The organism is Maribacter sp. R86514 (assembly GCF_044597005.1).
Lineage (GTDB): Bacteria > Bacteroidota > Bacteroidia > Flavobacteriales > Flavobacteriaceae > Maribacter.
The window spans coordinates 3928684-3952337 of sequence record NZ_CP138999.1 but is presented as its reverse complement, the minus strand read 5'-3'; the positions used below and the strand labels follow the sequence as shown (position 1 = coordinate 3952337).

General features: G+C 36.4%; 13 protein-coding genes. 3 read left to right on the top strand and 10 right to left on the bottom strand.

Going from position 1 to position 23654, the window contains the following annotated elements:
* Window positions 1-2: 2 nt before the first annotated feature.
* The 7 genes from SJY30_RS17220 to SJY30_RS17190 form a co-directional block, all read right to left on the bottom strand.
* Window positions 3-1652 (bottom strand): solute:sodium symporter family transporter, encoded by a 1650-nt coding sequence (locus tag SJY30_RS17220; RefSeq protein ID WP_396633347.1) that lies wholly within the window; start codon window positions 1650-1652, stop codon window positions 3-5.
* 45 nt (window positions 1653-1697) lie between these two features.
* Window positions 1698-2261, bottom strand: coding sequence for a sugar O-acetyltransferase (locus SJY30_RS17215; RefSeq protein WP_396633346.1), 564 nt, complete (start codon window positions 2259-2261; stop codon window positions 1698-1700).
* 9 nt (window positions 2262-2270) lie between these two features.
* On the bottom strand, window positions 2271-4040 hold the full coding sequence (locus SJY30_RS17210; RefSeq protein WP_396633345.1) for a glycoside hydrolase family 36 protein: 1770 nt from the start codon (window positions 4038-4040) through the stop codon (window positions 2271-2273).
* Window positions 4041-4054: 14 nt separating this feature from the next.
* Window positions 4055-7387, bottom strand: a complete 3333-nt coding sequence (locus SJY30_RS17205) for a VCBS repeat-containing protein (RefSeq protein ID WP_396633344.1) — start codon at window positions 7385-7387, stop codon at window positions 4055-4057.
* Between the two features lie 78 nt (window positions 7388-7465).
* Window positions 7466-9022: a RagB/SusD family nutrient uptake outer membrane protein gene (locus SJY30_RS17200; RefSeq protein ID WP_396633343.1), complete on the bottom strand. Its 1557-nt coding sequence runs from the start codon at window positions 9020-9022 to the stop codon at window positions 7466-7468.
* A gap of 17 nt (window positions 9023-9039) precedes the next feature.
* The gene (locus SJY30_RS17195; protein ID WP_396633342.1) at window positions 9040-12051 is read right to left on the bottom strand and encodes a SusC/RagA family TonB-linked outer membrane protein; all 3012 of its coding nucleotides are present in this window, start codon (window positions 12049-12051) and stop codon (window positions 9040-9042) included.
* Between the two features lie 206 nt (window positions 12052-12257).
* On the bottom strand, window positions 12258-13271 hold the full coding sequence (locus tag SJY30_RS17190) for a GntR family transcriptional regulator (RefSeq protein WP_396633341.1): 1014 nt from the start codon (window positions 13269-13271) through the stop codon (window positions 12258-12260).
* Window positions 13272-13520: 249 nt separating this feature from the next.
* Between SJY30_RS17190 and SJY30_RS17185 the strand changes: the two genes are divergently transcribed.
* Together SJY30_RS17185 and SJY30_RS17180 are read left to right on the top strand one after the other, a co-directional pair.
* Window positions 13521-15185, top strand: a complete 1665-nt coding sequence (locus SJY30_RS17185) for a tetratricopeptide repeat protein (protein ID WP_396633340.1) — start codon at window positions 13521-13523, stop codon at window positions 15183-15185.
* 33 nt (window positions 15186-15218) lie between these two features.
* A complete protein-coding gene (locus SJY30_RS17180) occupies window positions 15219-15854 on the top strand; it encodes a response regulator (protein ID WP_396633339.1) in 636 nt (211 codons plus the stop codon).
* A 191-nt stretch (window positions 15855-16045) separates the two neighbouring features.
* On the opposite strand, the gene SJY30_RS17175 is transcribed toward SJY30_RS17180, so the two are convergent.
* Genes SJY30_RS17175 through SJY30_RS17165 form a run of 3 tightly spaced genes read right to left on the bottom strand, consistent with a single transcriptional unit; the run spans window position 16046 to window position 22835 of the window.
* Complete coding sequence (locus tag SJY30_RS17175) at window positions 16046-16936, bottom strand: transglutaminase N-terminal domain-containing protein (protein WP_396633338.1); 891 nt, start codon at window positions 16934-16936, stop codon at window positions 16046-16048.
* Between the two features lie 2 nt (window positions 16937-16938).
* A complete protein-coding gene (locus SJY30_RS17170; protein ID WP_396633337.1) occupies window positions 16939-19500 on the bottom strand; it encodes a circularly permuted type 2 ATP-grasp protein in 2562 nt (853 codons plus the stop codon).
* A gap of 11 nt (window positions 19501-19511) precedes the next feature.
* Window positions 19512-22835: a DUF2126 domain-containing protein gene (locus tag SJY30_RS17165; protein ID WP_396633336.1), complete on the bottom strand. Its 3324-nt coding sequence runs from the start codon at window positions 22833-22835 to the stop codon at window positions 19512-19514.
* Between the two features lie 250 nt (window positions 22836-23085).
* On the opposite strand from SJY30_RS17165, the gene SJY30_RS17160 reads away from it, so the two are divergent.
* A complete protein-coding gene (locus SJY30_RS17160; protein ID WP_396633335.1) occupies window positions 23086-23628 on the top strand; it encodes a DUF4287 domain-containing protein in 543 nt (180 codons plus the stop codon).
* Window positions 23629-23654: the final 26 nt, after the last annotated feature.

Sequence of the window (23654 nt, the reverse complement as noted above, 5' to 3'; positions counted from 1 at the left end):
CTTTAAAAAATCAAATACGTACTTAATACCAATACGGTAATAATTAGACCTACCAGCTTTGCATGTTTCCAAGGGGTTACGTCTATTTGATCTGTAATTTTAGGGTTATAGATATTCTTATTAGGATACATTTTACCCATTAGCAATAAAAACCCAACATTGATTACAAATAGAATTCCCATTACGTGTAAAAAATGAGGATACGCCTGTGCCTTGATAATACCAAGCTCTTTGGCATTCGTAATACCGTTCGCTGCGGCTTCTGCCATTGCAATATCAATGAAATGGGGACTTAGCACGAATTGACTAACCAAATACATAGCAACGCCGCCTGTTAATACTATTTTTGCGGCTATTGCAGGTACCTTCTTGGTCAACATACCAATGGTTACAACTGCTAGGATCGGTACACTTAAACTACCTAAAGATTCTTGTATATAAGCAAACAAGCCGTCTGGAGCGTTTGCAATGAACGGTGCCAATGTCATGGAAACAAAAGCTAAAAACAAACCAAAAAATTTACCTGCCCTTACCATTTGTGTATCCGACGCATTTTTATTGAAATATTGCCTGTATAGATCAATACCAAAAAGTGTTGAACTACTGTTCAACAAGCTATTGAACGAACTTAAAATAGCACCGAACAATACCGCCGCAAAAAAACCTAAAAAGGCACCTGGCAATACTTTTTTAACCAAAGCCGGGTATGCTTGATCAGGATTATCTAGTTCTGCACCGAAAATATGCCAAGCGATAATACCCGGTAAAACCACAATTATGGGAATCAAAAATTTTACGAAGCCAGCGAGCATCATACCCTTTTGACCTTCTGCCAAACTCTTTGCACCAAAGACTCTTTGTAGTATAGATTGGTTGGTACCCCAATAGTACATCTGCGCAATCATTAAACCGGTAAATAATGTACTAAATGGTAAGAATGAATCTATTTCGCCTTTTGCATTGAACTTATCCGGGTGTGCATTCCATAGCTCACTAAACCCATCGGTAAGGCTGCCGTCTCCAATAAGCATCAGTCCGAAAACGGGTATCAGCAATCCGCCGATCAACAAACCTATAGCATTGACCAAATCTGATATTGCAACAGCTTTTAATCCACCGAAAATCGCATAAACAGAACCTACTAAACCTATAGACCAAACACAGATCCATATTACGGTTGTTTGAGAGACACCTAAAACCTCTGGCAAATCGAACATTGTACTGAAGGCTATTGAACCTGAATAAAGAATGGTCGGCAACAATACGATACCAAACGCCACCAAAAAAAGCAGTGCCAGTATGGATTTGGTTTGTGAATCGAAACGCTCTTCAATAAACTCTGGTATTGTGGTTATACCTGACCGCATATACTTTGGCAAAAGATATATTGCAGTAATAACCAAGGCAATGGCCGCCAAGGTTTCCCATGCCATTACCAAAACACCTTGAGCAAAAGATTGCCCGTTTAACCCGACTATTTGTTCTGCCGAAAGATTGGTCAATAATATAGAACCCCCAATAGTAATTGCGCCCAAACTTCTACCTGCAAGAAAATAACCATCTGCAGATTTCTCATCTGTTTTACGGGTATAGAACCAAGCTATTACCGCAACTAAAATTGTGAATCCTAAAAAAGAAATAATCGAGAGCATGCTTATTATGTTTTAAATGATAGTTAATACTTGATTATGTGATCATTATTCTAAATTATCAATATTTTTCAGCACTTTACAAGGGTTACCTACGGCAACCACATTTTCTGGTATATCTTTGACCACAACACTACCTGAGCCGATTACAGAATTATTACCGATTTTTACCCCAGGGTTGACGATAACACCTGCACCTAGCCATACATTATCGCCTATGTGGATAGACTCTGCAAATTCAATACCCGAGTTACGGGCTTTGAAATCTAAAGGATGTGAAGCCGTCATTAGCTTAACACCTGGCGCCATCATAACGTTTTTTCCTATATAAACCGGTGCCGCATCTAAAATAATGCAACCAAAATTTGCGTAGGCATTTTCGCCCCAATGAATGTTATAACCATAATCGCATATAAACGGATTTTCAATATAAAATTCATTACCGGTATCTGCGAAAAGTTCCCTGAACAAAAGTTTGCGTTTTGGCTCATCATCTTCTGATATCGCCGTAATTTTTCGCATTACCCGACGGGCATTTAATCTACCCTGCACCAACTCTGGATCGTTAGGATAGTAAAGTAGACCTTGGGTCATTTTTTCTCTTTCGCTCATGATATAGTTTTAAACTTTCTTCGCAATCAATATTCCACAAGGCGGTATGGCTATTTCCATTATACCTTTAGTAAACGACCTAGTTTCTTCAGTTACGAGCTGCCCTTTACAGTCATATACGTAACATTGATATTCTGCAAAATCTATGGCATTTTTTACTATAACAGAATTTGCTATTTGTCCGTTTAAAATATGGAATTCAGTACCGATATTTTCCAATGCTATGATATAGGTATCATAAACCCCGAAAATAGTCTTATCGACCGTAGTAACTTTCTGTAGCGGATAATTAGCTAAAGGTTTGTAAGGAGTAAAATCTCCATTCATTAATACATCTGCATTTTTATTCCAGTAATCCGTATAAAAACCTATCATTTTCTTATGCTCAAAAGAAGCTTTGGATATAAACATGGATAATTGAGGTACGCCAAAAAGGGTATTGATCAATTGTAAGGCCGCAATTTCTACCGGTTCATCGTCATGCCAAGTAACCATATCTGAATGTACTGCGGTATTGCCACATAACATTCTAATATCGGCAATACGTATTCTATTCATAGTAGCGTCGCCAGGGCAGTCGAATGCACGAAGCATATTACCGAATTTGCGCATAGCCGGACCAACGTATTTTTGCCTGAACTCTATGAAAATATCTGGCTTGATCGCTTGTAAACTTTCAATAACATCGGTCATTAACCTGTCTACGGCTTCGTTTATAGAGGCATAATCACGTCCATTTTCCATACCTAAAGGCGTACTTTCGTACAACCTAAAATCATCGATAAAATCAAGTTTCAGTCCGTCTAAATTCCATTCTTTTATGGCATTGGTGTATATACCGATAAGATATTCCCTTACTTCTGGATATCTGGGATCGAAAACTGGTGCCCACCTATGGTCTTCGGTCAAAAATTTGCCCTTAAATTTTTTGAATGCTTCTGATTTGGGTCCGCAGAACGGCACAGAATACCAAATAGCGGCTTTAAGACCGGTTTCTTGGATCTGTTTTACATATGCAGCCATATTAGGTATACGTTCAGGTTTCCAATCGCCCGTATAGTCGTATCCTCTGTTATTATCAAAAGTCTGCCAACCATCATCGATAATGACCGCTTTATACCCTAAATCGCTAGCCAACCTACATTCTTCCAATAATAATTCCAAGTCCAAATTTTGGTGAAACTGATACCAAGTAGAATACAATGGCGTTTTTGCAATTGCTGGTACCGTGGTCGGCTTTAAATCATCAAAAGTCTCCCACCATGTAGACACATCTTTTAGTGCTGTGGAAAAACGTATGTTTCTTAAATCTACACGAATTTGTGCATCAAAATTTTCTATTGGTTGCTCTTCTTCAGAGAAGAAGGTGATATGACAATAGAAATAATTATCTTCTTCTCTTATACGAGCGTTCATTTGCAATTTATTTATTGCATTTGAACACGCGAAGGTGATGATATTTTCATCATTATGACCGAATAGGCTTATTACAGGAGCATCAATAGAGATCCTAGATTCCATATGGTCCAATTCCCAATCTGCCTGTATTCTTTTTGAGAAATCTGTTGTAGGTTTCCAAACTCCTTTTACATTTACCGCTGGCACTTTCCATCTTAATGTAATAGGTTTTGGAAATTGCTTTTCATTACACGAGACGTTAAACCGATAAGTTTGCAAACCATTATCGTCACTTATTTTTTGGACGGAAGAGGATACATTTGCATCATCTTCTATAATCTCCATAGCTTCTATAGTAGCAGTAATACTATCAACATTCATAAAAAACACTTTAATTAATTCTTAAAAAATACCTTTGCTTCGTTATTATATTGGGTTGCCATATAAAAAGGCTTGCCATTTTTATCTTTTGCTTTTATTAAGTGATTTGATTGCCCCGGCACGTAAAGACCAGAATCCTTACTATCATAAACCAAAAATTCATCAGCCTCTCTCTCTAACCATAAGCCTGTAAGCGCATCTTGATTACCGTAATGTGTTTCTGCAGTTAAATCATTACCTACCAAAAGCACGTCTACCTTACCATCGTCATCAAGGTCATCTATTAAAATATCTTGAATAGGTGCTACTTGACATTTACTTGGCAGCGGTACCAATCTAAATTTTCCGTTTCCTAAATTTTCTGCATAACTACTTTCAAAAATTGTAGCCTGTAACGTTTCTGAAGATAAGTCTTTAATTTTCAACAACTCTTCAAAATTTACATTTGCGAAATCTTGGTAAGAGGTGTGGTCGTTTTTTAAAACAGTAAGCTGTTTCATAACATCATCCCTAGAATGGACCGGCAATAATTGACTGCCGTTTTCCGTATTGTAGTGCATTGCCAAAATAGGATCAAAACTACCGTTTTTATCATAATCCCTAGTATATACATAAACGGGCTTGGTCTGTGAAGGCTTCATAAAACCATTTGTACCTTGGTTTCCTAAAATGAAATCTAAATCACCATCTTTATCAACATCTGCCGCTACGACCTTATTCCACCAGCCAGATGTGTTTATCTCCTCATCTTGAAAATTTAACCATGTTATAGGCATACGATTTAAATTGCCATTATCATTCTTAAAAACAACGATTTCCATAAACTCGCCAACCACTATCAAATCTTTCCAAGAATCATTATCAACATCTTCCCAAATTGCACTAGTTACCATGCCTAGGTTAGCAAATAATGCTTGAAATTTTTTATGAAAACCTTTATTTTCATTTTCTAAAAAAATACTTTCAGGTACTAACGGATATTCTTTTGAAGTTAATCTTGATCCAAGAAAAATATCAACATCCCCATCTTTATCATAATCTTCTGCTGCAATGGCACTTGTACTTTTGCGACCTACTGGTAACAATCCATTACTTTTAACAAATGACCCCTCCTCATCGTTAAGATAAACTCTGTCTTGATATTTTGAAGATCCCTCTTCAAATCTATTGCCTCCGCTTGCAACATATAAATCTTGATCACCGTCTTGATCTATATCTAAAAAAACCGCTGCCGAATCATCATACTCGGTATCTAATAATTGAACGGGCATATACACCCCTTCTGCATTCTGGGACCAAATACTGCCCGGTCTTCCTTTACTACCGCCAATAAACAATTCATCTCCTGCAACACCATCAATATTTGCGGCTACTACGCAAGTACTTTTTGCTGTATACTGCTTTACCAATAAATGCTGATATGTATACTCGTTTAATGGGTTGTCATTTTGTGTATAATCTATTAAAGTAGAATCCAATTGAAATAACCGTCTTTTCTCTGTTTCAGTCTTTACCAATGGTTCTGCCCCGTTTTGCCTTAAGGTCAAAACTTGATTCACCGCAACGTTATATTTCATCGTAGTTTTACCATTTGGCCATTGCACCTTCAATGAGTCGACAATAGTGTCTTTTAACCCAAAATGTACTATCGGCTCCATTGAGGACAAATACCCCCTAATTACAGATTGATATTGATCTTGCACACCACCACCATGGTAAAGGGAAATTCTGGTCCCGATTGCCTTTGCGTTCTTTAAGCTACCGTTAAGGCGAACTCGCAGATAATTGTTCTGCTTGTTTTTTGATGTAGTATTCTCTAAAACAAAAGCTTTTGAATTGATGTTATTGACCACCATATCCAAATCACCATCGTTATCTAGATCAGCGTAAGCCGCGCCATTTGAAAACGATTCTTTTTCTTGTATCCATTTTGTTGAGACATCATCAAAGTTTTCTTCTAAAACTTGCTCATATATAAAATTAGGCAAATGAATACCCGGTAATTTCGAGACCGATTCTTTTAAACGCTTGCTTTTTGCCTCTGGAGTACCGAATATTCCATTTTCATTGGAATAATTAATGAAGTCCAAATCTGTAATATCTTTTACATAACCATTGGTAATATAAATGTCTTTATCGCCGTCATTATCAAAATCCACCATTAATGGAGCCCAGCTCCAATCTGTACTTGAGATCCCTTTTTGAAAACCTACTTCACTTGATTTAATTGGCTCGTCATCTATAAAACCATTACCCATTTGTAATGTGTTGTGCATGTATTGCTGTGTATAACCATTACTTTGAGATAATAGAAACTTATCGTAATTCATGCTACCCAGCATTAACTTTTGTCTTTTGTATTGATCAGGCAACATATCTACCACCAAAATATCTGGTATAGCGTCATTATTGACATCTGTAATATCAACACCCATGGCATTATAAGTTTCATGGGACAGGTACTCTTTACTAGATTCTACAAAAACAGGATTTTTATTAGCAGCCGATGCCTTGTTGATATACAGCAAATCATCTGTTATAAAATCATTGGACACATAAATATCCGGTAAATTATCTCCATTAAAATCATGTATACCTACCCCTAGACCAAAGCCTCTACCGGTAATTTGTAAACTATCTGAAACATTTTTATACACCGGATGATCAATACCTGGCACTGTTTCGTTCTTTAAAAGATAATCTGATAAATGACCTGGCAAATACCTTTTTGGCATTGGTGTATTTTTGTCGTGCGTAGTATTGCCGTTATGAACAACATACACATCTAGATCACCATCTAGGTCATAATCAAAAAATACGGCTTGCTGTGCATAATTGGCATCATCAAGACCATATGCTTTCGCTTCTTCATTGAAAAAGGGAACTCCTTCGTCATTAAGTCCCTGATTTACAAATAAAAGGTTAGGGCAATTATTGTTACAATTTGCACCACCTACATTTAAGTAAATATCATCCCAACCATCTGAATTAATGTCTACGATAGCAACACCTGTAACCCAAGAATCGGTAAAAAACTTAGCCTTCTCCGATATATCGGTAAAGGCTAAATTTCCATTATTTAAATATATTCTTGATGATACCTGGTTCCCCGTAAAAACAATATCCTGAAGATTGTCATTATTAAAATCACCTATGCCAACACCACCACCATTATAACAATACTGAAAATCTATAATATTGATTTCGTCGTTTTCGGTAATCGTATTTGAGAAATTTATATGTGTTGTTCGCTCAGAAAGGCTATTGAACACAAAACTTTCTTTATTAGAATTACAGCTAATTACCAATAGCAGAAGAAAACTTAATAAGAAAGTATTTTTTATCATAAAAAAGTAATAAAGAAGTTTAAAGCCAAGCATCTCAACATACTTGGCTTATTAAACTCAACAACAACTAACAAAACTTTAATATCCTGGGTTTTGTACTAAATTAGGATTAGCATCTAACTCTGAACTAGGAATCCATATCAATTCATGCTTACCTGTTTCGAACACACCACCACTTAAAGACTTAGGGTGTGCACCATGTAATGAACTTGCACCTAAATAATCATCTGCAAGGCCCCATCGTACTAGATCAAAGAAACGATGACCTTCACCCGCCAACTCCATAGCACGTTCATCGATAATTGCTTGACGCATATCTGCCTGACTTAAATTTAAATCGGAAATAGTAGATATACCAGCTCTTAATCTAACTTCATCTACGAAAGGTGCTGCAAGAGCAGGTTGATTGTTTTCATTTAAAGCTTCTGCAAGCATCAATAAAACATCTGCATATCTAATAATTCTCCAATTGTTACCCACATTTGTACCTAAGAAATCTACTTGATCTCTTGTGCCTAAGTCCAAACCTGCATATTTTTTTGAAAATATAGGTTCTACATCCGCATCATTCGCTACAGTAATATCACCTTCAAAATCGGTCAAATAATCTGTGCCACCATAACCCATAGCACCAGGATAATCGTACACCAATGTTTCATTTCTACGAACTACATCGCCGTTAGATTCAAATAAATCTTTTAACCAAGGATTTACTACATGACTTTGATCAGGAGATTTTGTCGGTGGCGCATAATCAATATGATAATTACCCATAGTACCTGTACCAGGTATATCAGTACCCCAAATAAAGGTAGTCTGACCTAAAAACTGAAGCTCGAAAATAGACTCTTGATTATTCTCGTTCGTAGTAGTAAAGTTATCGGCATATTGCGCTGAAGGCAACAAACTGTATCTACCCACCAAGCTCTGTAATGCCTCTATTGCCAATGGATACTCTTTCATATATAAATAACTTTTTCCTTTTAACGCCGTTGCAGCACCAGAAGTAGGTCTACCCAAGTTATCTCCGCCCCAAGATTCTGGAAGCATTTGCTCTGCCATCTCCAAATCGGCAATAATCTGTGCCCAAATAGTTTCAGGAGCTGCTTGATCCACTAATAGATTATCTAAATCAGGTAGTTCTGTTATTAATGGCACACTACCATATAAATTCAATAAATACCAGTAATCGAACGCTCTTAAAAAATAGGCTTGACCCACAAGATTATTTCTAATCTCAGTATCTGTTATACCTTCTTCGTTTACGTTAGTGATGATATTATTACAACGCGCAATAGATTTATACAATTGCTGAAAAGGTTCTGTTGCCCATCTATCACCTGGGTTACCTTGTAGCGTTGACATTGCCGTATTGCTACCAAACGGAAATACGTTAAACTCATCTGAACGCAACAAAGCACCTGTATGTACAATTCTACCCCAGAAAAAAGTATCTGTAATTGGGTGAAATGCCCCGTTTACCGCAGACTCTACCTGTGCAATTGAAGTACCAAAATTGGCAGTAGAAGTCGCGTTGTTATTTTCTTGATCTAAAAGTTCATCTGAACACGAACCTAATAAAACAATACTCGATAGCGCTAGGGCTAAGTTTTTTGATTTAAAAATATTTTTCATTGTTTTAAATTTTATGATTAGAAAGTAGCTTGTACACCAAACATGATCGTTCTTGCATTTGGATACGCTCTTGCATCCAAACCTCTACCTAATAATGGATTTACTCTATCTCTTAACCCTGGTACACCAGAATTTCTATTTGCTCTACCCCCATTTGTTGAAGAAACATCTGGATCGTAACCGCTGTAACCGGTAATTACGAATACGTTTTGCACATTCAATGATAAACGAACATCTTTTACCCAGTCTAAACCAGCAAAGCCATCTCTAAAATTATATCCGATATCTAAATTTTTCAATCTAAAATACGAACCGTCTTCTACGAAGAATGAAGAAGGTGCCTTGTTACCTGCAGCATCAGAAATCGAAGCTCTTGGTATATTGGTATCTGTATTAGAAGGTGTCCATGAATTCAATACATCGGTAAGCTTACCACCATCTTGCCATAAAATGCTATAATACCTACTTAAATTATAAATTTCATTGCCTTGTACACCATTGAAACTAAGTGCGAAATCGAAATTTTTATAATCGGCATTTACATTTAAACCATACGTAAAATCTGGAGTAGGATCACCAATATTGGTAATATCGTCTGCGGTAATAGCACCATCGCCATTTACATCTACCCTTACGAAATCTCCTGTCGCGGGATCAACTTTATCCTCAACTACGTAACCGTAGAAAGCACCAATAGGCTCACCTGCCGTTGTTCTGTTTACTACACGCAAATCTTCATCAATTGCAGGACCTAATATTGGATTCGGCACATCGCCTGCTTCACTTTTAAGGTTGAACGAGAAGTTTGTACCAACGGTATAAGTGAAATCCCCTTCGTTTTTACGGTAGGTCAAATCCCATTCCAAACCGTTATTAACAAGCGTACCGGCATTTCTGGTAACAGGTAAACTAACACCACTTGTAGATGGCACGTTTATAGCTACCAATACATCTTCTATGTTCTTTGAATAATAATCCATTGTAAAATTCATCTTATTATTCATGAAAGCTATATCGAAACCGATATCAAATGTTTTTGATGTCTCCCACACCAAGTTTGGATCTGCCAAAGTTGTTTGTGCCAAACCTGTTGCCAAACCGCCACCAAAGGAAGTATTGGATTGATTTGCCTGGAAAGTTGCTTGCGTTGGATAAAAAGTATCAGGATATGAACCAAGTACACCATAAGAAGCCCTTAATTTAAAATAGTTGATGGTTTCTGATTTCCAGAAGTCTTCATCACTAATATTCCACCCTGCAGAGAACGAAGGAAAATAACCTACTCTATTATCTGGCGCAAAACGCGAAGAAGCATCTCTTCTTAATGTTGCCGAAAATAAATACTTACTATCATAACCATAGTTTACACGACCAAAATAAGACTGTAACGCTGCGGTATTGTTATTACCCAATAATACCAATTGCTCAGTAGATGGTAACGCACCAACATTACGTATAACATTAGATGGTGTACCTTGACCAAACACACCATTACCTTTTTGTGTTTCTTTAAAATAAGTAAAACCTGCAACCGCACCTAGCTTATGCACACCAAATTCTTTGTCGTAAGCCAAAGTTGGCTCTACAAGAACATTTACATCTTCTTGTCTATAATCAGTTAAATCATTTTCTGCGTTTACGTTCAGTACCGCATCAATATTACTCATAAAGTATGTTGGCGTAAATTGAAAGCTGTTTCTGTTGGTATAATCAACACCGAAATTCAAAGAAGCTTTTAAACCATCTACAATCTCATAATCTAACTTTGCATTACCGAAAATAGTTCTTGTCGTCTCTAAATTATTCTCCAAACTTGCCAAACCATACTGGTTTATACCACCAGGACCATGAATCGGTAATGACGGTGCTTCAAAACCACCATCGTTAGCCGCATTTCTAAATGCCAATGTCGGTACCGATGCACCATCCCAACCATACCAGTTGTTTTCTTGTAATTTACCTTCGGCAATACCTAATGATTGAGCTAAGGTAAATCTACCGAACTCAGACCTACTATTGAACCTCATGTTAATTCTCTTGAAGCCAGAACCTACCAAAATACCATCTTGATTAAAATAGTTTCCAGAAGCATAGTAAGATGTGTTTTCTCCTCCACCTGAAATTGAAAACCCAAGATCCTCAACAATACCAGAGCTTAAAGATTCGCTCTGCCAATCTGTATTTACACCGTTATAGGCAACAGTAGTAGACTCACCGTCATTGGCAAATCTTTGATTTAAATAATCTGTGTATTGCTGACCATTGATGTAATCTAATTTTTTACTTGGAGAATCAAATCCTATTCTGGTATTCAATTTTACCTCTACCGCTCTATTTTTACGACCGTGGCTCGTTTTTATCAAAACTACACCATTGGCAGCCCTAGAACCATATATTGAAGCTGCCGCAGCATCTTTTAATATAGATATATCTTCAATATCTTGCGGATTTACATAATCCATATTGTCCACGAACAAACCATCTACGATATATAAAGGATCTGCATTACTTAAAGAGTTTACCCCTCTAATAAATACATTGGCAGAACCCCCTGGTTGACCACCAAAACTCTCTACCTGAATACCAGATAACTTACCTTGAAGCGCAGTTGTAGGGTTACTTGCTACAACATTTACAATTGCACCCTTCTTAATGGTCGCTACGGAACCTGTAAGCTCTCTTTTATTTGAAGTACCATAACCAATCAATACCACTTCTGATAATGCTTGAGCATCTGACTCCATAGTAACATTTATCGTAGACTGCCCTTGAACGGCAATTTCTTGCTTCGCATAGCCTATATAGCTATAAACCAATACACTTTCATCTACTACATCAGAAATTGTATAGTTTCCGTCAAAATCGGTTGTTACCCCATTTGTAGTTCCTTTTACTACAATGTTAACACCAGGTAATGGTCCGTCTACATCCGAGACCGTACCTGAGACCTGCGTAGTTTGAGCAAATGCAAAACTACCCAGTAGCGCAAATGCCAAACCAAAAATTTGTTTGAGTGTTTTTCCCATCATAAAATCAATGTTAATTAATAATCTTTTGTTTGTTAGTTAATTTAACGCAATGACATAAAATTGTACTATGCCAGTCTATGCTATTATGCAAATATAGATATTTTTGCATAATATCAAAATATTAAGTTAAAATTTAATATATGACAAGATATATGCTTCAATAATACACATATGATAATACGGGACAAAAACGAATTGTTTAAAGACTAAAGAGAATTCCTTTTAATTAGATTGGAAGGCATGATAATCTTTGTTTCTTCTTGATTCTTAATATGGGCGGCCGCCTTCTTTCCCATTTCTTTGAAGTCTGTTGAAATGGTGGTAATACCTCCGAAAACTATTTCTTTTACTACATGATCATTATGCGATAAGATTCCGATTTCCTTACCTACAATATATTCACTATTTCTAACATCTTTTAGAACATCCCAAATGTAAGTGTCACTCACAAAAAAGTACAAGTTCCCTTTCTTAATAGATTGCGATTTATACTTGCTTACTACAGATGATTCTATTTCATAATCTTTACAAAACCTATTAAAGGCATTTAATATACCAATGGGATAATCTGCATCTTCCTTAAAAAACAGTATGAACTTTTTGTACTTAGTAATCTCTGGCAGTAATTCTATTAATTTGGAATATGTTGACTCTTCAAATTCTTGTGAGATATAAGAGTACGAATTATCAAGTTCAATATACCTATCGATTATCAATAAATTGGAAGGTGGTATAGATGCTAATACCTGACGTAAACCAGGGTCTTGTATAGGGGCAATAACATACATGCCATATTTACCCTGAATATTTTGAAATATGCTATTAAATATTTCTAAGTTATTATGATGAAAGAATACATCTATTTGATATTTTTTACCCAATCCTTTTCGAAACGAATCATAAAAGTCTTGTTGAAATCGCTGAAAAGAGAACATTATCAATGCCACCTTTAATACCACCTTGGTCTCATTGCTGACTACAAAGTACCCTTTCAATTTCTTTGACTCTACTAAACCACGATCCTTAAGCTCTTCATAAGCCTTAACAATAGTTTGTCTTGCAAAACCCAATTGCGAAACCATTTGGTTTATGGATGGCAACTTGTCGCCCCGCTTTACTATAGCTTCATCGATAGCCTGTATAATACCGTTAACCAGTTGTTCGTGCTTAGAAAAAGTATTGATATTTCTTAAACTAATAATTTTATCGAATAAGGTCATTTTGGCTATCGGTATTTTAAAAAGAAGATAATATATAAAAAAGTTCTTTATGAGCTTAAAGTAAGTTTTAATTTTAATAATTATACCTTATTAATTAATCGACAACCGTATAATGCCATTAACCTCAACACTTGAAACCATTACGACTAGAAAACAATAGCAAAATAGACCAACCTTTCTAATTAAAATTGTAACGACTTTTGTCTACATCAAAAAATTAAATACATAAAATGTTTATACATTAGAGGAATGAAATACCACAAATTTTCAGTTTTTCTACATCTATTCACCTGTACTATATTTATCTTTTGCTCCTTATCTAAGTTAAGTGCACAAAGCTTTACCGATAGTTCACGCATATTCAGAAAGGCTATATTACAACCTACCAACCCGCAAGATTTACCTTCTGGCATATATTATTATACCAAGAAAAAAGAAATAGACCTAGAGTTAAACGATACCCTAAATGCTATTTATGATTTAAGATTGCTATCGATTGCTGAATTTAAAATAGGAAATAACTTTAGTAGTGAAAACCATGTCGTAGAAGCTTTAAACTTAATTGAATCTATGTCTACCAAAGACACCTTGATTAATTCTAGAGTTGGGTTATACAATCAATTAGGGCGAATTTACAGAACATCGAACAACCCTACTGAAGCCATAAAAACCTTTGACAAAGCTTTAGAAATAGCAGACAAGTTAAAAGACAGTGTTGTCATTCTTAATAACAAAGCCAATATTTATAAGGATTTACACGATTATAAAAGCGCTCTTAATATTCACTCTTTTCTTTTTGCTAAACGTTCAGAACTAAAAGATGAAGAACAAATTTCATTAGTCGCCGACAATTTGGGTCATGTACAATCAAAATTAAATCTACCCGAGGGCTTACAAAATTTAATGTATGCTCTACATCTTCGTAAAAACAATAATGATTTCATTGGGCAACATTCAAGCAACACCCATTTAGCTGAATTTTATTTGGATAGAAAAGATACTGCAAAAGCCGTTGAACATGCCAAAGAAGCGCTTGCATTATCAGACAAAATAAATAGTAGCTCTTTTAAATTAGATGCTATTTCCACCCTTATGACCATGAACAAAAATCCGTTGGTTCATCAATATAAAAAACTGACAGATAGTATTACCAATGCCAAACAAATAGCGGAAAACAAAAATGCATTTCTAAAATACAATGTTGCCGAAGAACAAAAGAAAACCCAGGCCAGTATTCTTCTACAAGAGATAGAATCTCGTAAACGACTGGCTTACCAAGCTCTGGCATTCATCATTTTTCTAATCTTAGTTGGTTCTTACTTTATCTATCGCAACAGATACCGCAAAGCCAAAATTGAAGAAATCTATAAAACAGAAACTAGAATTGCTAAAAAAGTACATGACGAAGTAGCGAACGATATGTATAAAGTGATGACTTCTCTTGAGAATAATTTAGGTGTTGACGGTACTATTTTGGACGAAATGGAAAAAATTTATACCAAAACCAGAGATATTTCTAGAGAAAATAGCGCAATTGACCTTAATGAAGATTTTGGATTACAATTAAATGATTTACTCTTAGGATATAAGAACGATAAGGTAAAAGTAATCACCAGAAACCTTTCCAAAATGCCTTGGGATACCGTTCCCGAACTTAAAAAAACTACTATTTACAGGGTGTTACAAGAACTCATGACCAATATGAGAAAACATAGCCAAGCAACATTCGTGACTTTAATATTTGAAAAAGAAGGTTCTAAAATGCACATTAATTATAAGGATAATGGCGTTGGATGTGATCTTTTTAAAAAAAATGGGCTGCAACATACGGAATCCCGTATCGCTTCTATAAATGGAACTATTAATTTTGAATCTAAGCAAGGTGATGGCTTTAAGGCATCAATAATAATTTAAGGCATGTTCAAAAAAGTTTTAATCGCGGAGGATATGGAAGACATTAACAAAGGTGTGTTTTCTTTACTGACCGAATTGGGAGTTACACAAATAGATCAAGTGCAGTATTGTGATGATGCGTATTTAAAAATTAAAAGTGCCGATCTTGATAATGTACCATTTGACTTGGTCATATCTGATCTTTCATTTAAAGTAGATCACAGATCACAAACCTACCCATCTGGACATTCATTGGTTGAAAAACTAAAATCTGAATTCCCTAATTTAAAGGTAATTGTCTACTCGGTCGAAGATCGACTGCAGGCGGTACGTACACTCTTTAATCAACACGATATAGATGCATATGTCTGCAAGAGTAGAAACGGCCTCAAAAACCTTACGCAGGCAATTAGCGAGGTAGCTAAAGATGAAAAATTCTTATCGCCAGAAGTTTCTAATGCATTCAGTAGTGAAAATGAACTTGAAATAGACGATTATGACATTTCATTATTAGATAATCTTAGCAAAGGTTTATCTCAAGATGAAATCAGTGCTTTATATAGAAAAGAGAACATTTCGCCTGCAAGCCTAAGTTCTATTGAAAAGCGTTTAAATAAATTACGAGTACAATTCAACGCCAACAATGCCATACATCTTGTGGCCATTGTAAAAGATTTAGGACTTATTTAAAGATAATAGCCACCGTTACGGAAAACCGTAATCATATTCTTTTAAATGGTATTAGGTTTGCCATACTTAAAATTAAACACTATTCAATAACTATAATATTAATGCTATGGCCATCCTACTGATGAGGTATTTCGGGGGAACTAACCGATTTGGTGGGTATGGCCTATTTATAAACTAAGCCTTAAGTTTCGTTATACCTCTGCAGCAATATCTACAGAGACATTCAATTTACTCTGACCACTACCATAAACAACACCTTTTAAAGGTGGAACGTCATAGTAATCCCTACCCCAACCCACTACTATATGTTGGTCTTTTGGTATCTGATTATTTGTTGGATCAAAGTCTACCCAACCAAAACCGGGTATATAAATGGCAAACCATGCATGAGAGGCATCTGCACCCACTAATTTCTCCTTACCTGGTGCAGGTAGTGTTTCTATATACCCACTAATATATCTAGCAGGCAAACCAACAGAACGTATACAAGCAATGGCGATTTGGGCAAAATCTTGACACACACCTTTTTTCTCTTTCATTACCTCTTCTATTGGTGTTGAAATCGTTGAGAATTCCGAATCAAAATCAAAATCGGTATAAATACGTTGCATCAATTCATAAGCCGCATCAAAAACAGATCTATTTCCTTTAAAGGATAACTCCGCGTAATCACGTATAGCCTTGTCTGTTCTTTTTATAAAAATGGACTCTAATACATATTGCTTGGCCTCCAATATTTCTGGATGCATGCAGTTCAATGCAGCAAGTGCATCGTTCATGGTAATGCTTTTACAGGCATCGCTATTGAAAGATTCATGAAATTTGGCATATTCCCTATTAATCTTACTCTTAGTAGTAACTTTCAAAGTTTTATGCTCTGTCTGTATAGAAAAACGCGTTATATAATTTCCAAAGAAATCTTTGCGTTCACTTATTTCCGCGGGTTCGGGTGAAATATCAATACTATATACTATCAACTCTTGCCCTTTAGATTCCCTAGGACGAAGCGTTGCAATATTATGACAATAACTCACTGGGGCATTGTAATCGTACTTGGTAATATGTGTAACATTGAATATCATAATCAAATAGGAAAAGACTGTGTAAACAATTGGGTCTGTTTGTCTGTATGATTGAAATAGGTATTTGAGATCGATTGCGATGCTTTGTACAACAAATCTGAAAGTTCTTTTAGTAGTGTATCTAAATCTTCTCGTTTAAAATCGGTTTCTGAGTTGGTCTTTGCCAATTTTGTTGAATCCGCCAATCTTAACTTAGAGAATGCCTCAAAAATATTCTTTTGGTAATTATTTAATTGATGATCGTATTTAGAATGTGGTAACCGCGCTATATCTTTCTGAATACGGTTGATCATAAAAGTCAATGAACGGGCGTAATCAAGATCGAACACCACCAAATCTAACACATGTGCCAACTCTATATGAGAACGGTAACTGTACCTATATATATTTAAACTTTCATGACTGGTCAATAAATACTCAAGCAGATCGTACTCTACTTGCTCATCATACTTTATGGTCAATAAAGCCCTACATTTGGTAATATTCAAGGTACTTTGCTCTAATTGCAGCCCAATAAAGTATAATAGTAAACCTTGTTGCACCATAATACTTTCTTCAATTAACCCCATAAACGCTATTAGGCGTGTAATTAATTGATTTAAAACCTTAAGTATTTTATTAATGGAATGATCTTCACCTTCTACCAGTGAATTCCATATTTTCTGAATATTTTCAAATACGCGCCACATATCCGAAGACCATAGGTTACGTATGGAGTAGTAGGAATTACTGAACATGTTTATGGTATGTGCCAAACTACCTATTCTATTTTTATCTAAAATAACGGATAACATTTCTTCATACGGATTGTCCATTGCCAACTTACCGTCCTTATCCTTGCCTATGAATCCTGGGTACGTACCTGTCAATTGCGTAACAGCTTTAAAAAGTACCGTTAACTTTTCTGAATCTGGTTTTTCCGCTCTTTTTTGATCTATGGCCATTTGGCGCATAACGGTACGTAGAAATCTTGCGTTAACTAGCGTACGACCAACATAACGACCTGCCCAATATAAATTCTCTGCCGTTAGACTAGGTAAATCATCTAGACCAGAAATAGCAATAGATGACTTTTGTTGCCAGTTTCTATTTTTATCCTCTTTAATATCCGCATGATCTAAAATCCAAAAATCCTTACTAGTACCACCTCTTTGGTTAGACACTCTTACGGTTTCGCCATCTGGAGCTACTCTTACCAAGCCACCCGGCATAACTGCATATTGTTCTTTTGAGGCAATGCAAAATGCTCTGGCCACTACATTTCTAGGTTGTAATTCTTTTTCGCTGAAATTAGGCGCGGTAGAAAAATTAATGCGTTCTTGGGCTACAAATCTATACGGGCGTTCTAGAATAACCTTTATAAGATCAGCTAGTTCTTCTTCACTCATTTGCTCGCCAAAATAGATACTCTCCCTGTTGGTACGATCTATTCTTTTGATTACTAATTTTGATATATTCTCAAGTACATAATTTCTTTCTTTCTCTTGCCCACACCACCAAGATGCTATTTGCGGTAATTTCAAATCCTCATCCATGAAATACTTGGCAATTGCCGGCATAAATGGAATTAAACCAGGATTTTCTATTACTCCGCTTCCTATTGGGTTAATAACGGCGACGTTTTTTCTTCTTACAACATCCAACAATCCCGCTACCCCTAAATGTGAATCTTCACGAAGTTCTAATGGATCCGTAAAAGCATCATCTACTCTTCGTAATACAACATCTATCTGCTTTAAGCCTTGTAGTGATTTCATCCAAAGAAAGCCATCACGTACCACCAAATCATTACCCTGCACTAACGGATAACCTAAAAACGAAGCCATATAAGCGTGTTCAAAATAGGTTTCGTTATGTGAACCGGGCGTAAGAATAACAATATTAGGGTTCTCCTTTTTACCAGGTGCAGCATCAATAAGCATTTGATTGAACTCTTGAAAAAAGCCCGACAAGCGCTTCACCTTCATTTCTGCATACATATCGGGTAAAATTCTACTAGTAGTAGATCTGTTCTCCAATGCATAACCCATACCTGAAGGTGCTTCTGTACGGTCATTTACAACCCACAATCGCCCATCTGTACCACGGCATAGATCTGCCGCATATATGGATAAGTACTTCTCTAACTGAAGCTCCATATCTGTACATTGTCTTAGAAAACCACGATGCCCATAAATGACCTCAAAAGGGACTATTCCATTTTTTATGAGTTTACGTTCCCCATAAACATCTTTTAAAACTAAATTAAGTAGTTCTGCTCTTTGCTTTAGTCCTTCTTCAACTTTTGTCCATTCATCTTGGTGCAACATAAACGGAATCACATTTAGATTCCACGGCCTATGCATTCCTTTAGGGTCATTATACACATTATAGGTTACCCCATTTTCTGACAGTAACCAGTCAATATCTTTTTGTCTAGCGGTTATTCCGGTGACTCCTAAAGAATCAAAACCGTTTAATAATTTCGTCCAATATGGTTTCATACCATTGTTCAGCGCATACATTTCATCATTGCCGCGTTGGGTACTATAATTATTGAACCAGTTTGTTTTTGTTGTTGGCATTACCTCTTCATTTACTTCTTACGTAAATCCGTCACATGTGGATATTCAGGATTCACAGGCATCTCTTTGTATGCAAATGTATTTGAACCTTTCTTAGGTTCTACCATTCTACCCGTAAAATTTGTTGAAGCGACCAATTCTGTAGGAGTAACCTCATCTTGTGTCATGCCAATATCCCAAAATCTATTTATTCTTCTTGATTCTGCCTCTAAACTATTTACCGGGTAGGTATCATAAGAGCGACCACCTGGGTGTGCTACAAAATAGGTACAACCGCCAATTGACTTATCGTTCCAATCATCAACAATATCAAAAACTAAAGGAGTATCTACACCAATTGTGGGGTGTAAGGCCGACCATGGTTCCCAAGCTTTAAAACGAACTCCCGCTACATATTCCCCTTTAGTTCCTGTAGAACTTAGCTCGATCTTTACACCGTTACAAGTTAATGTGTAACGTTTGTTATTGAAATTATTGACTTTCACCTGTACACGTTCTAAAGAAGAATCTACATACCTTGATGTACCACCACCTGTCATTTCTTCACCAAGTACATTCCATGGTTCTATAGCCATTCGTAATTCCATTTGAATGGAGTTAACATCTACCATACCGTAAAGTGGAAAGCGGAATTCAAAAAATGGATCAAACCAGTCTAACTTGAACGGATAGCCCGCTTCGTTCAACTGTTCTACAATATCTTTAATATCTTCTTTTACATAATGCTCCAACAAGAATTTATCATGCAACTCTGTACCCCAACGTACCAACTTATGCTTATACGGTTTTTTCCAGAACCAAGATACCAGCGTGCGCACCAATAACATTTGCATTAAGCTCATTTGCGCATGTGGCGGCATATCAAAAGCTCGTAGCTCTAAAATACCCAAACGCCCAGAAGATGAATCTGGCGAATATAATTTATCAATACAGAATTCTGCCCTATGGGTATTTCCTGTGATATCTGTCAACAAATGTCTAAATAATCGATCCGTGATCCAGAATGGCACTTCTTCATCATCGGGTATTTGAGAAAAAGCGATTTCCAGTTCATACAGATTCTCTAATCTTGCCTCATCTACACGTGGTGCCTGACTCGTTGGTCCTATAAAGGCACCTGAAAATAAATAGGACAATCCTGGGTGATGCTGCCAAAAGGTCAACAAGCTTCGTAGTAATTGCGGATTACGTAACAGCGGACTATCTGCCGGAGTTACGCCGCCCAAAGTTACATGGTTACCGCCACCTGTACCGGTGTGCTTGCCATCTAACATAAATTTCTCTGTACCTAAACGTGCTTGTTTCGCTTCGGCATATAAGGTTAACGTATTATCGGTAAGTTCTTGCCAGTTTTTGGCCGGATGCACATTTACCTCGATCACCCCTGGATCAGGAGTAACCTTCAATACTTCTAATCTGTTATCTCTTGGGGGCTCGTACCCTTCTAAAATAACCGGAACGTTCAATTCTTTGGCCGTAGCTTCTATACTTGATACCAAATCTAAAAAGTCTTCGGCACTATCTAATGGCGGTAGATATAAGAACAATTTATTCTCACGAACTTCTGCACAAATAGCAGTACGCACATACGGATGTTTTCTAGGGTGCGATGCCGATTTTAATTTCATTCGTTTCTCCAAAGCACTACCCGGTGTAGGTAAATCCGGCGTTTTCTCAAACAGCTCTGGTTCTGCAGTTGGCTCTGACGGAATCGGGGGATCTTTAGGTAATGCTGCCAATGGTAATCGTAGACCAATGGCAGAATTTCCTGGAGTTAACAACAAGTGCTTATTTCTAAATTTCCACTTGTTGGTCAACCATTTATTGTTCTTTTTGGTCAACGGGTATACATGACCAACGGCTTCTCCTATTCCCTTTTCTAAAATCTCCCCTAATTTTCTTCTTAGATGGCTATCATCTTTATTATATTTTTTAGGATTTACATCTATAGGTAATTTCCCCTCTTCCCATAAAAAGTAAAATGCATCTTCATAAGCCGGTATTACACTATTTGTCTTACAACCTAAATAACCACCTAAGGTCTTTAAAAATCTCTTTGTAATGTTTCTGGGCATTTTATATTCCTGAGAAAAAGATGCCAATAAGCTTGGATCGTTCCAAATTGGTTTTCCATCTTTTCTCCAGTGAATACCAATCAACCAACGAGGTAATGCTTCACCAGGGTACCATTTACCTTGTGCATGATGTAGCAATCCGCCCTTTCCAAAAACCTCTAATAAACGTATAGACAATTTACTTGCCAATTCTCTTTTATGCTGACCATCTGCAGCGGTATTCCACTCTTCAGATTCCATATCATCTATAGAAACAAAAGTTGGCTCACCACCCATGGTCAAGCGAACATCATTAGCCTGTAATTCTTCTTCTACTTTAAAACCAAGATTATATATAGCATTCCACTGCTCTTCTGTGTATGGTTTTGTTACTCGAGGCGATTCAAATATTCTAGTAACCGAATTTTCAAACTCAAATGTGGTTTCCGCAAAATCACTAAATCCGCTTACAGGTGCCGCACTTTCATATGAAGGCGTACATGCTAACGGAATATGTCCCTCGCCAGTAAAAAGTCCGGATGTAGCATCTAAACCTATCCATCCCGCTCCTGGCAAATATACTTCTGTCCAAGCATGTAAATCTGTAAAATCTTCTTCAGGACCTGACGGACCGTCCAATGATTTTTCATCTGATTTCAATTGCACTAAATAACCCGATACAAAACGTGCCGCCAATCCTAAATGACGAAGGGTTTGTACCAACAACCAAGCAAAATCCCTACATGAACCTAATTTGGCTTCTAAGGTTTCTTCACAGGTCTGTACACCAGGTTCCATACGTAATGTATAATCCAAGTAATTGTATAATTTACTATTGAGACCTATTAAAAAATCGATACTTCGTTGCGGAGTCAAGTCTATATCATCGACCCATTTTTTTAATAACGGACCACTTTCTACTTTCTCTAAATATGGTAAAAGTTCTTTTTTAGCTTCTTCAGAATACTTAAAAGGAAATTCTTCACTAGCTTCTTCAACAAAAAAGTCGAACGGGTTAATCGTCTTTAAATCTGCAATGATTTCAACATCGACAGAAAGCTCGGTTGTCTTATCTGGGAAAACAATACGTGCCATATAGTTCCCAAAAGGATCTTGCTGCCAATTAAAAAAATGATTTTCTGGTTTGATCTTTATAGAGTACGCCTCAATTGGTGTTCTACTATGTGGCGCAGGTCTTAACCGGAATATGTGAGGAGATAGATTTATACTTCTATCATAGATATATTTTGTCTTGTGCTTGATTGCAACTTTTAATGCCATAATACAGTGGGATTTCAGTACTAACTAATATAAGCACTAATAACAGCAAAAAGAACACACAATTGCTTAATCGCCAAATTTTTATATATAAAAGAGTTGCAGCCAATTTTATTGAGAGATTCCTAAAGTAAACTTAGAATTGTTGGTTTTTCTTTGGATAGGGCAATGGATTAAGAAAGAAGAATTGGTAGCGACACACGATAAACATTTTATTTTTTGTAAATTTATTATCATACCAAACTCTAAAAATATGGACAAAGCACTACAGACCATGATTGATAATATGCCCGAGAAAACTGGGAAATCTTTAAGCGAATGGAAGTCCATTTTGAAAACAAAATCTTTTGCTAAACATTCTGAAGGAGTTAGTTTTCTAAAGAAAGAGCACGGTGTAACACACGGATTTGCAAATACTATTGTCTCTTTATCAAAAGAAGAAAATAATTCTCCTGCCGATTTAGTAGCCCAGCAATATAAAGGGAAGGAAAATTTAACTCCTATTTACGAAGCGCTTTTAAAAACGGTAAAAACATTTGGTGACGATGTTACCATTACCCCAAAGAAAACTACAGTAAGTATTATTCGAAAAAAACAATTTGCACTTATAAAACCTGCAACCAAAACAAGAATAGACCTAGGACTGAAAATAAAAGATAAACCAACTACAGACCGGCTAGAATCATCTGGACCATTTGGTAGCATGTGCACACATAGAGTTCAACTCACTGATGCCAGCCAGGTTGATGGTGAATTAATTGAATGGTTGAAGGAAGCTTATAAAAAGGCGGAGTAAAATTATTTAGTTCTTGAAAAATATCC

Coding starts and splice junctions, on each gene's coding strand:
- SJY30_RS17220 (WP_396633347.1), bottom strand. CDS start 1,652: ATGCTCTCGATTATTTCTTTTTTAGGATTCACAATTTTAGTTGCGGTA.
- SJY30_RS17215 (WP_396633346.1), bottom strand. CDS start 2,261: ATGAGCGAAAGAGAAAAAATGACCCAAGGTCTACTTTACTATCCTAAC.
- SJY30_RS17210 (WP_396633345.1), bottom strand. CDS start 4,040: ATGAATGTTGATAGTATTACTGCTACTATAGAAGCTATGGAGATTATA.
- SJY30_RS17205 (WP_396633344.1), bottom strand. CDS start 7,387: ATGATAAAAAATACTTTCTTATTAAGTTTTCTTCTGCTATTGGTAATT.
- SJY30_RS17200 (WP_396633343.1), bottom strand. CDS start 9,022: ATGAAAAATATTTTTAAATCAAAAAACTTAGCCCTAGCGCTATCGAGT.
- SJY30_RS17195 (WP_396633342.1), bottom strand. CDS start 12,051: ATGATGGGAAAAACACTCAAACAAATTTTTGGTTTGGCATTTGCGCTA.
- SJY30_RS17190 (WP_396633341.1), bottom strand. CDS start 13,271: ATGACCTTATTCGATAAAATTATTAGTTTAAGAAATATCAATACTTTT.
- SJY30_RS17185 (WP_396633340.1), top strand. CDS start 13,521: ATGAAATACCACAAATTTTCAGTTTTTCTACATCTATTCACCTGTACT.
- SJY30_RS17180 (WP_396633339.1), top strand. CDS start 15,219: ATGGAAGACATTAACAAAGGTGTGTTTTCTTTACTGACCGAATTGGGA.
- SJY30_RS17175 (WP_396633338.1), bottom strand. CDS start 16,936: ATGATATTCAATGTTACACATATTACCAAGTACGATTACAATGCCCCA.
- SJY30_RS17170 (WP_396633337.1), bottom strand. CDS start 19,500: ATGCCAACAACAAAAACAAACTGGTTCAATAATTATAGTACCCAACGC.
- SJY30_RS17165 (WP_396633336.1), bottom strand. CDS start 22,835: ATGGCATTAAAAGTTGCAATCAAGCACAAGACAAAATATATCTATGAT.
- SJY30_RS17160 (WP_396633335.1), top strand. CDS start 23,086: ATGGACAAAGCACTACAGACCATGATTGATAATATGCCCGAGAAAACT.